General features: G+C 33.2%; 15 protein-coding genes. 6 read left to right on the top strand and 9 right to left on the bottom strand.

All coding sequences use genetic code 11. The features are described 5' to 3' along the window. The first annotated feature begins 9 nt into the window (after positions 1-9). The 4 genes from nadD (at position 10) to H8S00_RS08610 (ending at position 4,264) form a co-directional block, all read left to right on the top strand. Positions 10-1,212: a nicotinate-nucleotide adenylyltransferase gene (gene nadD, locus H8S00_RS13850; RefSeq protein WP_118588607.1), complete on the top strand. Its 1,203-nt coding sequence runs from the start codon at positions 10-12 to the stop codon at positions 1,210-1,212. A gap of 3 nt (positions 1,213-1,215) precedes the next feature. Beyond that, entirely contained in the window at positions 1,216-1,563 is a 348-nt protein-coding gene (gene rsfS, locus H8S00_RS08620; RefSeq protein ID WP_021953046.1) for a ribosome silencing factor, read from the top strand. Between the two features lie 14 nt (positions 1,564-1,577). Next, the gene (locus tag H8S00_RS08615) at positions 1,578-2,879 is read left to right on the top strand and encodes an alpha-amylase family glycosyl hydrolase (RefSeq protein WP_186840405.1); all 1,302 of its coding nucleotides are present in this window, start codon (positions 1,578-1,580) and stop codon (positions 2,877-2,879) included. Positions 2,880-3,007: 128 nt separating this feature from the next. Further along, positions 3,008-4,264, top strand: a complete 1,257-nt coding sequence (locus H8S00_RS08610) for a CobW family GTP-binding protein (protein ID WP_118588609.1) — start codon at positions 3,008-3,010, stop codon at positions 4,262-4,264. A gap of 111 nt (positions 4,265-4,375) precedes the next feature. Here H8S00_RS08610 and lexA read toward each other — a convergent pair whose 3' ends face one another. After that, on the bottom strand, positions 4,376-4,993 hold the full coding sequence (gene lexA / locus H8S00_RS08605; RefSeq protein WP_021953049.1) for a transcriptional repressor LexA: 618 nt from the start codon (positions 4,991-4,993) through the stop codon (positions 4,376-4,378). Between the two features lie 215 nt (positions 4,994-5,208). Between lexA and yneA the strand changes: the two genes are divergently transcribed. Continuing rightward, a complete protein-coding gene (gene yneA / locus H8S00_RS08600; protein ID WP_186840404.1) occupies positions 5,209-5,586 on the top strand; it encodes a cell division suppressor protein YneA in 378 nt (125 codons plus the stop codon). Positions 5,587-5,746: 160 nt separating this feature from the next. Here the strand turns inward: yneA and H8S00_RS08595 are convergent, their stop codons facing one another. The 8 genes from H8S00_RS08595 to H8S00_RS08560 form a co-directional block, all read right to left on the bottom strand. After that, a complete protein-coding gene (locus H8S00_RS08595; RefSeq protein ID WP_118588611.1) occupies positions 5,747-6,802 on the bottom strand; it encodes a tyrosine-type recombinase/integrase in 1,056 nt (351 codons plus the stop codon). Between the two features lie 15 nt (positions 6,803-6,817). Then, positions 6,818-7,522, bottom strand: coding sequence for a tRNA lysidine(34) synthetase (locus H8S00_RS08590; RefSeq protein WP_118588612.1), 705 nt, complete (start codon positions 7,520-7,522; stop codon positions 6,818-6,820). 118 nt (positions 7,523-7,640) lie between these two features. Beyond that, positions 7,641-8,552 (bottom strand): RluA family pseudouridine synthase, encoded by a 912-nt coding sequence (locus tag H8S00_RS08585; RefSeq protein ID WP_021953053.1) that lies wholly within the window; start codon positions 8,550-8,552, stop codon positions 7,641-7,643. A gap of 12 nt (positions 8,553-8,564) precedes the next feature. Further along, positions 8,565-9,104: a signal peptidase II gene (gene lspA, locus H8S00_RS08580; protein ID WP_021953054.1), complete on the bottom strand. Its 540-nt coding sequence runs from the start codon at positions 9,102-9,104 to the stop codon at positions 8,565-8,567. Between the two features lie 39 nt (positions 9,105-9,143). After that, the gene (locus H8S00_RS08575; protein ID WP_118588613.1) at positions 9,144-9,902 is read right to left on the bottom strand and encodes a YlmH family RNA-binding protein; all 759 of its coding nucleotides are present in this window, start codon (positions 9,900-9,902) and stop codon (positions 9,144-9,146) included. A 2-nt stretch (positions 9,903-9,904) separates the two neighbouring features. After that, positions 9,905-10,498: a cell division protein SepF gene (locus H8S00_RS08570; protein WP_347497791.1), complete on the bottom strand. Its 594-nt coding sequence runs from the start codon at positions 10,496-10,498 to the stop codon at positions 9,905-9,907. A gap of 24 nt (positions 10,499-10,522) precedes the next feature. Then, entirely contained in the window at positions 10,523-11,215 is a 693-nt protein-coding gene (locus H8S00_RS08565; RefSeq protein WP_186840403.1) for a YggS family pyridoxal phosphate-dependent enzyme, read from the bottom strand. Positions 11,216-11,238: 23 nt separating this feature from the next. Then, positions 11,239-12,657: a biotin/lipoyl attachment domain-containing protein gene (locus H8S00_RS08560; protein WP_021953058.1), complete on the bottom strand. Its 1,419-nt coding sequence runs from the start codon at positions 12,655-12,657 to the stop codon at positions 11,239-11,241. 132 nt (positions 12,658-12,789) lie between these two features. Here H8S00_RS08560 and H8S00_RS08555 point away from each other — a divergent pair, with 132 nt between their 5' ends. Next, positions 12,790-13,005 carry a DUF378 domain-containing protein gene (locus H8S00_RS08555; protein ID WP_021953059.1) on the top strand — a complete coding sequence of 72 codons (216 nt, stop codon included), beginning with the start codon at positions 12,790-12,792 and terminating at the stop codon, positions 13,003-13,005. Positions 13,006-13,115: the final 110 nt, after the last annotated feature.

Below are 13,115 nucleotides of genomic sequence, written 5' to 3'. Positions count from 1 at the left end.
GAGTGCGTAATGAAAGTCGGTATACTGGGAGGAACTTTTGATCCCATTCATAATGCTCATATTACAATTGCAAAAGAAGCGCTTAAGCAATTTAATCTTGATGAAATATTAATTATGCCAACTCCTTATCCTCCTCATAAGGATAAGAACAAAATAACAGGCAATTTTCACAGGGCAAATATGATTAAGCTTGCCATTGGTTCACTGGACAAAATCAGATTTTCCGATTTTGAGCTTAACAGTCATGATGTAACATATACAGCAGACACTCTTCATATGTTAAAGGAGCTTCACCCTGAAAATGAATATTATTTTATTATGGGAAGTGATTCCATTGCCTCTTTTAAAAGCTGGTACAGACCTGACGTTATATTAAAGTTTGCTAAGCTTATTGCCGTTAAGCGTGACGACGAAAGTTCAAAAAAAATGGATGTTAATATTTCTGAAATAGAGAAGGAGTACAATACTCATATTGGTATTCTTTCCATGCCTGCAGTTGATATTTCTTCAAGTTATATCCGCTGCAACAGTTATGAAGCCATAAAATCCATGGTCCCTGAACCTGTATACGAATATATTGTAGAAAATAATTTATACAACAACAATAACAATGTAAATAAGGCATGGTCCATTAATAAAATCAAGGAAGATTTGGAAAGTTTATTGAAACCTTCCCGTTTTAAACATATTTTAGGAGTTGCAGACACAGCCAAAACCATGGCGGAACATTTTAAGTTAAACCCTAACAAAGCTTATTTTGCAGGTATTCTTCATGATTGTGCCAAATACATGAGTGATTCTGAGCTTTTAAATATATGTTATGAAAACAATATAGAAGTATCTGATTCAGAAAAGAAAAAGCCTGATTTGTTACATGCTAAGGTAGGAGCTTTTATTGCCCAAAAGAAGTATAATATTACCGACCCTGAAATATTATCTGCCATCCGTTGGCATACTACAGGCAGGGAAGATATGACTGATTTGGAAAAAATAATTTTTTCAGCAGATTACATTGAACCGGGACGGACAAAGCAGCCTAATTTAGATTATTTAAGAAGCATTTCTTTAAAAAATTTAGATTTACTTGTGTATGACATATTAAAAGACACCATGGATTATTTACAGGTAAATTCAGCTGATTTAATTGATGATAACACAAGTAAAGCATATTCTTATTATAAAAATGCAATTAACGAAAATAAGGAGAATTAATACATGACCTCAAAGGAAATGGTAAAAATTGCCTATAATGCAATTGATGATAAAAAAGGAATGGATATTTCCATAATTGATATTTCGGAAATTTCAGTTTTGGCTGATTATTTTATAATAGCCGGTGGAAGTAATATTAACCAGATAAAAGCCATAGCTGACAATGTTGTTGAGCAATTAGGTAAAGAAGATGTTCACCCAAAAAGCATTGAGGGATATAATAATGCCAACTGGATTTTAATGGATTATAAGGATATTGTAGTTCATGTATTTAATCAGGACGACAGACTATTCTATGATTTGGAAAGAATCTGGCGGGATGGCAAAACCGTTAATATAAACGAACTTTAGGAGATGAGATATAAATGTGGGCATATGAGAGTGTATTTTATCAGATTTATCCCTTAGGATTTTGCGGTGCACCCTTTGAAAATGACGGAGTTTTAACCCATCGTATTACAAAGGTTGCCTCATGGATTCCCCATATCAAAGAAATAGGTGCCAATGCCATTTATTTTTCACCTATATTTGAATCTGATACTCACGGATACAATACAAGAGATTATAAGCAATTAGACGTAAGATTAGGGGATAATTCCGATTTTAAGGAATTGTGCAGTCAGTTGCACTCCAACGGAATAAAAGTAGTTATTGACGGCGTTTTTAATCATGTAGGACGTGGTTTTCCGCCATTTATGGATGTGATAAAGAACCGGGAAAACTCACCTTATTTTCATTGGTTTAATATTGATCTTAACGGGAATTCAAACTACAATGACGGTTTATGGTACGAAGGCTGGGAAGGCAATTATGACCTTGTAAAACTTAATCTTTACAACAACGATGTAGTAGAATATCTTTTAGATGCCGTAACCTTCTGGATAAAAGAGTTTGACATTGACGGAATACGTCTTGATGTAGCATATTGTCTTGATTTTGACTTCTTAAGAAGATTAAGAAAACATGTTGATAGTCTTAAAGATGATTTCTTTTTAGTAGGAGAAATGCTTCACGGAGATTATAACCAGCGCATGAATCCTGAAATGCTTAACAGTGCCACTAATTATGAATGCTACAAGGGACTTTATTCCAGCTTTAACAGCATGAATATGTTTGAAATTAATCATTCACTCCTTCGTCAGTTTGGGCCGGAGAACTGGACTCTTTACAAAGGAAAACACTTGTTGTCATTTGTAGATAACCACGATGTTACAAGAGTGGCAAGTATTCTTTCCAACGAAAATCATCTGCCGCTTATTTATGCACTTTTATTTGGCATGCCTGGTATTCCTTGTATCTATTATGGAAGCGAGTGTGGTGAAAGGGCAGATAAAAATCAGGGAGATCCTGCTTTAAGACCAAGCTTTGATAAACCTGTTTTCAATGAATTAAGTGCCTATATTGCAAAATTATCCCACATAAAAAAGAGTCAGCAGGCATTAAATTATGGAGATTTTACATCAGTTGTTCTTACAAACAGACAATGTATATTTAAACGAAGCTGTAATGGTGAAAATATTTATGTGGCAATTAATGCAGATGAGAACAGTTTCAGCTGTTCCTTTAATTCAGAAAAAGACACTTTTACAGATTTGATTTCAGGTAATAATATAGCTGTAAAACCTGATTTTGAAATGAAAGGTTACACAGCCTATATTTTAAAATAGATATTTAACATTTACTTAACATTATATGTATATTTTTGTATTACCATATAATGGTTTAAGAGGATTATATCTTTGCAGCATACTGCAATATTATATAAATAAATTATTAACGAAGGGAAGTAGATAATATGGAAAAGACAGCAAGAAAATTAGTTCCTGTCACATTACTTACAGGCTACCTAGGAGCCGGCAAAACAACATTACTTAACCAGGTTCTTTCAAATCAGAAGGGATATAAGGTTGCTGTTATTGTAAATGATATTGGCGAGGTAAACATTGATGCCTCATTAATTGCCAAGGGCGGACAGGTTACCCAGAAAGATGACAATTTAGTTCCACTGCAAAACGGTTGTATTTGCTGTACTTTAAAAGTTGATCTTATTAATCAGATTGTTGATTTAATTGGTTCAGGAAAGTTTGACTATATTTTAATTGAAGCCAGTGGTATTTGCGAACCAATTCCTATAGCTCAATCCATTACGATGTTAGACGGTTCTTATGACAAGAGAGCAAAAATTGCCCGCTTAGACAATATTGTTTCAGTAGTTGACGTTGCAAGGATGGCAGATGAGTTTGGTTGTGGTGAAAATCTTGTAAAAGATGACATAGATGATGAAGATATTGAAAATCTTTTAATTCAGCAGATTGAATTTTGTAACACCATTATTTTAAATAAAGTTGATACAGTTACACCTGAACAGCTTGCCAAGGTTAAGGCAATTATCAGAAAGCTTCAGCCAAAAGCTGTTATGTTTGAAACAACATACGGACAGATTGACGTTGATGAAATTCTTAACACTAACAGATTTGATTTTGAAGATGCAAGTATGTCTGCCGGCTGGATTCAGGAATTAGATTCATACGATTACAGTGAGGAAGATGAACGCCGCAAGCACCATGAGGAAGTGGAGGAACATGATGAGCATGAACACGATGAGCATCATCATGACGAGCATGATCACGACCATGACGAACACGGTCACCACCATCATCACCATCACGGAGAGGGTGAAACGGAAGAGTACGGCATCGGCTCATTCGTTTACTACAGAAGAACTCCTTTTGAAAAGGAAAAATTTGAGGACTGGCTTGACAATATGCCAAAAACAATTATAAGAAGTAAAGGTCTCATCTGGGCAGCTGAAGATAACAATAATGCTTATCTTTTTGAGCAGGCAGGAAAGCAGTGCAACATTTCCAATGCAGGTCAGTGGGTTGCTACAGCTCCTAAAAAGGTTCGTCAGAAAATGATGCAGGAAGACCCTACACTTATAGATGATTGGGATGAAAAAGTAGGAGACAGAATGATTAAATTGGTATTTATCGGTCATGATATGGATAAAGAAGGTATCATTGATTCTCTTGATAAATGTCTTGCCTACTAATTTCAAAATTAAATAGAACAGCAAAAATCCGGTATTAAGCAGAAATGTTTAACACCGGATTTTTTATGAATAAGAGCTCATTAATCTCAATAATAAATTAACCATCTAATTTTACATAATATTTCTTCTATAAAGTGCATGTGCCCTTCCAACAATAATACAGTCATTCACAATAATAGGATCCATGTTGTCATTTTCAGGTTGAAGTCTGATATATCCGTTTTCCTTGTAAAAACGCTTAACTGTAACAGAATCATCTATTAAAGCCACAACGATATCTCCGTTCTTAGCAGTATCAGTTTTTTCTATAATAAGATAATCTCCCTCTAAAAAACCTACATTAATCATACTGTCTCCATGAACCTCTAATATGTATGTCTCTGCATTAGGCAAAAACTCTGTAGGTATGGCAAAATAATCCTTAATATTCTCCACAGCAAGCAGTGGTTCTCCGGCAGCCACCCGTCCTATAACAGGTATATTGGTCATTTCCCTTCTGGACAATCCAAATTCATCATCTATAATTTCAATTGCCCTTGGCTTAGTAGGGTCTCTTCTGATATAGCCCTTTTCCTCTAAACTGTTAAGATGAGCATGAACAGAAGAAGTAGACTTTAAGGATACCTTCTCGCATATTTCCCTAACAGTAGGAGGATATCCCTTTAACAAAATTTCATCTTTTATATAATCTAATATCTGTTGCTGTTTTGGTGTAATCTTTCCAGCCATAAAAAAATCTCCTTTTCATATTTGTAAGTCCCGTTTAATGTACTTAATATATGTTAATATTATCATATATGAAAAGAAAAGGCAATAACAAAATCGAACAAATATTCGAAAATGTTGTTGACAAACATTTGTTCTGGTGATATTATATCAATACAAGATACGAACAAATGTTCACTACTTTTTATAAATACAATTATTCGACGGAGGATTTACATATGAAAGAATCAATGAATTACAACAGAAGGGAAGTTGTTGCACAACAGAAACGTACCCGCATTGCTGAATTAAAGAAGAGAATTATTTTATCCTGTAGCTTTATTGCATTATTGGCAGTAGCTGTTGTTACAGCCATTAGTTTCGTTAACGTAAACGCAACTGTACAGGGAGATAACCCTTCATACAAATATTACACCAGCTATGAAGTTCAGCCTGGAGATACATTAACATCCATAGCACAGAAATACACTGCCAATAGCAATGTTTCTGTTACTGAATACATATCTGAGGTAAAGAAAAACAATGAACTTTCCTCTGATAACATTACAGCCGGAAACTACATTGTTATTTCATATTATTCTAATGAATATAAATAATCTTTTTATTTATATATTTTTGTTTCTGTGGTAGTAGAATAAGTTATCCATATGTTATTTTACATCCACATTATAATACCGGGAAGGATGTTTATCCCTTCCGGTATTATTTCCCCAAATACAAACTAAATTATTTTCTTCTTAAAATTAGTCTTTTCTTTTAATCTTTTCTTAACTTGACGGCATTTCTTGCCTTACGGCGTCGTTCGTCTTCAATAGCTGCATAGTGTTTTCTGGTTGTATTTACATCCTTATGTCCTAAAACATCTGCAACCAAATATATATCTCCCGTTTCCTTATATAAAGATGTACCATATGTGCTCCGAAGCTTATGAGGAGTTATTTTCTTTAAATTAGTAATTAAGGAAGAATATTTTTTTACCAAATTTTCCACTGAACGCACACTCATACGTTTTTTCTGTAGAGAGAGGAATAGTGCATTTTCATGGCCTGTTACAGCAATAATATGCTTTCTTTCCTCTATATAATCAAGTAAAGCTTCCTCAACCTCCCTGCCGAAGTATACAACAGTTTCGTTTCCGCCTTTTCGCCTGATTTTAATTCCTGAATTTTTAAAATCAACATCTCCAATATCTATTCCCACACATTCAGAAACACGAATACCTGTACCTAACATCAATGTTAAAATTGCCACATCACGAATCTTTGTTTTTTCATGGAAATACTTTTGATTATCCGTTAATTTATCCCCTGTTTCCACCTCATCTAAAAGATTGCCTACCTCATCTGCATCAAGTCGTACAATCTCTTTTTCGTGGATTTTTGGCATATCAACAATAGAAGCAGGATTAGTGCTTATTTTTTCTTTTTTATAAAAGAATTTATATAAGGTTCTAAGACAACCTAATTTTCTTTTAATTCCACATTCTTTGTTAGTGTGTTCCTTACCATCTGAATCTATATAAAACTTAAGATAATCCAAATATTCTTCAATATCAGTAGCTGTAACCTTATCTAACACATCAAGGGTTATATCATGAATATTAACATTCTTTAATTTCGGATTATTTGATTTTAAGTAATTAAAAAATACTGATAAATCATATCCATAGGCAATTCTTGTCCTAGAAGAAGTAGTAGGCTCAATTCCTCTAAAAAACTCCCCACAAAACGCTGGAAGACTTTTAAGCAACTCCCTAAGTTTTAAATTATTATCTACAATAACCTGATCATGATAATTTCTTTGTGTAGCCATTGTTCCTCCTGAAATCTAATCAAAACCGCCATTTAAAACAGCAGTAAAAAGTCTGTCTTTGCAATTAGGATTTTCCCTGTTTAACTGACGGACTAGAGTTTTAATATATTCCCTTTTAGTATGACCGTCCACCGGACATGGATTTTTAGCCACCGGAAGATTATATTTATTGGCGAAACCAATCACATCCATCTCCGAAACATACATCATTGGACGTATAACATTAAGCCCCATACGGTCAAGATATGTAACAGGATTAAAGCAGTGGAAGCGCCCTTCATAAATCAGTGACATAAGCATTGTTTCAATCATGTCATCTCTGTGATGGGCATATGCCACCTTATTACATCCCATTTTCTTTGCCACATCATTAAGAGAACCCTTGCGCATTTTGGCACAAAGAGAGCAGGGATTAGATTCCTTTCGCTTATGAAATACAATATCACCAATTTCCGTGTCAATTATTTTACATTCCACATCTAAATTCTTACAAAAATCTTTTATAAGATTAAAGTCCTGATTTTCGAATCCTAAATTAACCGTCAAAGCCACAATATCAAACTTTTTAGGATAAAATTTTCTTAAACCACTTAATGCATATAAAAGTGCCAGGCTGTCTTTGCCACCTGATACACCAACAGCAATTTTATCACCGTCATCAACCATAGAATAATCATCCATGGCACGTCTTACATAACTATATAATTTCTGAAGCTTCATAAATTACCTCACCAAAAGCAAAAATAGTACTAAAAATTTTTTTCTTACTTTTTCAATTATTATAATACAACTATTCGCAAAACACAAGTTTAACGAATAAAGATATAACAAAAAAGTGCTATGAAAGCACTTTCTCAATAAGATTAATCATATATTCCGGTATTGGAGCCTCAAACTCCATATATTCCTTTGTTGTAGGATGTACAAAACCTATAACCCTTGCATGTAAACATTGTCCTTGAAGCTTATATGGGCATTTATTATGGTTATAAATGCTGTCACCTAATAAAGGATGATTTATACTTGCCATATGAACTCTTATCTGATGTGTACGTCCTGTTTCTAACTGAAATTCCATAAAGGCATATTTATCTAATTGCTTTAAAACCTTATAATGGGTAACTGCCGGCTTTCCGTTTTTTTCATTAATGCACATTTGTTTCCGATTATTTGGATGACGGCCAATTGGTGCATCTATAACGCCTTCAGTTTCATCAAATCTGCCTTGGACAATCCCTACATATTTTCGTGTAATGGAATGAACCTTAAGCTGTTGTGAAATAAAATTATGGCTGTAATCATTTTTACATATTATAAGTGCGCCTGTAGTATCTTTATCGATTCTATGAACAATCCCCGGCCTTAAGACTCCATTAATACCGGATAAATTATCTTTACAATGAAACATTAAAGCATTAACTAATGTTCCTGTGTAATGTCCCGGTGCAGGATGTACAACCATGCCCTTAGGCTTGTTTACAATTAAAACATCATCATCTTCATATAAAATATCCAAAGGGATATCCTCGGCTTTAATGCTGGCAAATATCGGTTCCGGAATATCAACGGATATAACATCACCTAATTTAAGTTTATAATTAGATTTACATTCCCGGCCATTCACTAAAATATTTTTATCATCTATAAGTTTTTGTACATATGACCTGGAAGTATCCTGTAGTGCCTTGCCTAAAAACTTATCAATTCTCTTTCCCTGGGTCTCTTCATTGATGCATATCTTTTCACACATTATCTGCTTCTCCTATCTGCTGTCATTTCTTTTTAAAGAAATAATATTGTTAAAATCATCTTCGCTTATAATAAAAGCGCACATAACAATAATAATGAAACATGAAACTGTAACATAAATATCTGCAACATTAAATATTGGGAAATTAATCAGCTTAAAATATATAAAATCTATTACATACTGGTGTAAAACGCGGTCAATCAAATTGCCAACCGCCCCTGCCATAAGTGTTGCAAAAACATAATTTAGAGCCACAAGTTTTGTGCTTTTATCAGATCGCATTAATCTGAAAATATTTGACATAATTTTTACAATAAATGCAATTGCCACTAAAGTAAAAATTACAAATAAAAAAGTCTTTCCAGACAACATTCCCCATGCTGCACCTGTATTTCCACCATCCAAATAATGAAAACACAAAACATCTTTAATTATATTAAATTCATTTTTGCCTTTTAAGCTGATTGCAGCCCAATACTTGGTTATCTGGTCGAATATAATCAAAATCATCTCAAATAAGGCAATTTTAAGCCAGTATTTATATTTGTTCATTGCTGAAACGTCCTTTCAATTTAATCTGAAAATATAATTTTAAACATAAAGGTCTATGGATATAAGATTTCTTCCTTTTTTAGTTTCCTTTAACACCCTGTTGAAAACGAAACGGCCTAACCCTCTTACGGAAATAATATCATTTTCCTTAATACTGTAACCGTTAGATGTTATTAATTTTCCATTAACAAACACCTTGCCGTTTTCGATATAGACAATAATACTGTTTCTGGACATATTAAAAGCCGTGGATATAACGCTGTCTAGCCTTACATTGGAAATGGTACCTGTTATATTCTTTAATGTAGGTTTAATATCCACGCTGTTATTAACCGGTAAAACCTCATTATCAATAAAAGTATGTTTGACCTTTGTGAGATTCTCACTTATATATTCTGCAATATCTGACATACAGTAAATATATGCAATGTTATCCTTTATAAAAATATCACCTATTTTACTTCTTACAATTCCTAAATTTAAAATAGCACCTAAATAATCCCTGTGAGTAAGATTGTCAGCATATTTGGAATTCTTTGGTGCAATTTTTATTATGGAAACTGGAATTTCCTCCTGATAATATATCTCCATTGGAGAAAATATGGCAATTTTTCTTTCTGCATAATTATTACCCCCTGTAAGGTTAATTCTAACAGGAGGTAATTTATTTTTCACTGATTCTAATATATTTATTTCATTTATGTTTAAAAACTCGGTGTTGGTATATATATTTCTATTAAATGCCACATCTGCAAGCTCATTAAACCTGTTTATTAGAAAATGTTCTTCTTTATTCAAATCTATTCACCGTAATAACTTCTCCTGGATTCATAGGATGCTGAATTGTAATCACTAGTTCTGTCACTGATACTGTCTGCGAAATCCCCTGTAATGTCAACAGAGCTTGGAGTTACTAAATATATGTACCCACTAATCTTTTGAAGATTTCCTCTTATGGCATAACATCCGCCACTGACAGAATCAACTATACGCTGTGCCAGTTCTAAACGCATTCCTTCTAAGTTAAGTACCACTGACTTTCCATCTAATAATGTATCAATAATATCCTTTGTTTCCTCATAAGCTGTCGGCTTAATAACACATACTTCCATATCACTGTTACTTCTCATTGGTACTACCTTGCTGCTTCTTGTACTTCTTCCACTATTTCTTGCGGAAGATGTTGAACGGGTAGTTCTTGTTCTTGAAGGTGTAGGTGACGGTGCTGATTCAAAGTCATCATCCCTTACCACTCTTTCACGTTTTTTCTTTACTACCGGCTCTGCTTCCTCTGCATTATCCTCTTCGTAATCATCATAGAAATCATCATCGTAATCATCTTCATAATCCACGGTGAAAATATTTTTAAATTTATCCCCAAATTTTGACATCATTCTCTCCTATATCTATCATTAAATTTATATATTATAATTTCTCTCACCAAATATTCCGGTTCCAACTCTAACCATGGTAGCACCTTCTTCCACAGCCACCATATAGTCACCTGTCATTCCCATTGAAAGAACATCCATACTAACATTATCAATGTTTTTATCTCTTATGTCAACCGATAATTTCTTAATTTCCCTAAAGTATTCTCTGTTACTTTCAGGATCCTCCGTATATGGTGCAATTGTCATAAGCCCTTTAATTCTTACATGTTCAAATTTTGCAATTTTTCTTATAAGTTCTTCTGTCTCCTTTGCATTTATGCCAAATTTGCTTTCCTCCTGAGCTATATTTACTTCCACTAATATATCACAAACCTGATTATGTTTAGCAAACTCTTTTTCAATCTGTTCTGCTAATCTTAAAGAATCAACAGAGTGAACAAGATACGTTTTACCAACTAAATATTTAACTTTATTTCTCTGTAAATGACCTATCATGTGCCATCTGATATTTTTCGGTAAAACATCATATTTATCGCATAATTCCTGAACCTTATTTTCCCCGTAATCTAATGTTCCTGACAAAAGAGCTTCCTCTATGGCAGAAACCGGTTTGGTTTTACTTACTGCAATAAGGGTTACCTCTTCAGGATTTCTTCCTGCCTTTTCACATGACTTAACAATATTTTCTCTTACCTTGCTGATATTTTCATTTATCATTTCTTTTCACCTTCCTGTTATATCTATTGGTAAATAACCTGATTTTCCGTCACCTTAGATGCATCTAATACAATTCGGTCATAAATCTTCAGGCTATAATCCATGATCTTAATAATGTTATATTCATCTGTGCTGTCTAAAATAGATACCACGGTAAAAACAGTATAACCATTGTTTATATTATAGGCACCCATAAACTTTCTGGTATGACCTATAACATATGTTTCGTGGGAGTCAGGCTTCGTAATAACTTCTCCGTCATTAAAATACAACCTGGATACATAATAATTCTCATCATCTGCATATGCAATAGGAGGATAATATATCTTAGATTCTCCCTTGTTTCTGTCACTGCTTTGAACGTTAAAGCCTACATTATTGTCATTCTTTCCCTTTGTACTGTATTTTGCCGGAATAACATACAAATCATTTGATACGATAGATGACTTTGGCACCTTATATCCGTTTTTTGGAGTATTGACAATTTCAATATCAATATATCTGTCTGTAGCATATCTAACAACATATTTTGAAAGAGTAATTACTCCATAATATTTTTTATCAGTGCCTCTGACTACCTTGATGTTGGCAGTGGTATTTAAACCGTCTTTTAAAAATTTTATTTTTATATTAGCATAATCAGACTTTCTTTCCTTTGCCTCTTTTTTGTATTCACGGGCAGTCTTTTTAGTCAACTGAACTGCTATGCTCCATTCATCGGAATTGATGGTCTTGTAAACCGGTGCGCCTTTTTCTATTTTATCTCCTGACGAAAATAAAGCTGAATTATATAATGATTTATCAAACATTGATGCCTTTAGTTTTTTTGACGTTAACGTTTCAAAATCATCAACCCTGTAAAGAACAATTCCTGTAGCAGCTGACTTTTCTATGGCAAAATTTCCACCGTTTTTCTTTGCTAACTGTTGTAACGAGTTCATATTAAGCAAGTCCACAATGGAACCCTTTAATGTACTTTTAAAATCATAAACATCAGAAAAATCCATGTCGTCATAATTGTTGCTATAATCATACAGCAAATTGGAAATCGTCTGCATGTTTTCATCTGTCATATTAGAGTAATCCTCTCCTGCCTTTGACAGTAGCTGATTTAAATTTCCTGTGGAATCAATACTATACAAGGTGGAATTTTTTGAAACACGGGAGCCTTCCCTGATAAAATAATCAACATAACCTGTCTGATTAGCATATTCAATTATTTCATTTCTCATTGCTATACCAACGTAGGAAGTGTTAATTCCCTTTGCATTTGACCCTGTAACAACCTCATAATATTTTGTTTTTTCTGTTGTAAAGTAAATAACAGCATTTATCAATATGTAAACAAGTATAAGACCAAATACAACTATTCCTATATTTATGCTAATAGGTGAGTTAAATTTAACTACCTTTTTTTTTCTTTTTCTTTTTTGCTTTTCCATTATGTTTCTCCTAAAATTCAACTTTCATTATCTAATATTCTTATTACTAAGTCAATATTTTAAAACATTTTTAAATGTATTATTTTTTTTATTTTGGAAAAAATAATAGCAGTCATTAAAGGAGGTAAATACATGAAATCTAAAGGTTTTGATTATTTTGTACTGACACTTGTTATTATCGGTGCCATTAACTGGGGACTAATCGGCTTTTTTAAGTTTGACCTTGTAGCTTTTCTCTTTGGTCAGATGACATGGCTTTCAAGAATTGTATATGCCATAGTTGGAATATCCGGCTTGTATACCATTAGTCTTTTTGGCAGAGTATGCTCTTTTGGCGAAAACAGATAATATTTCTTAAGTGTTTTAAACATACTTTATAAGCTTATAAGACAAACAGTAATAAAACATCCATATACTATAGTTTAAATCTATAATATATGGATGTTTTATTTAAATAT

The sequence above is a fragment of the Eubacterium segne genome, assembly GCF_014287775.1.
GTDB classification, from domain to species: Bacteria; Bacillota; Clostridia; order Lachnospirales; family Lachnospiraceae; genus Eubacterium_G; species Eubacterium_G segne.
This window is presented reverse-complemented; position numbering and strand designations above follow the sequence as displayed.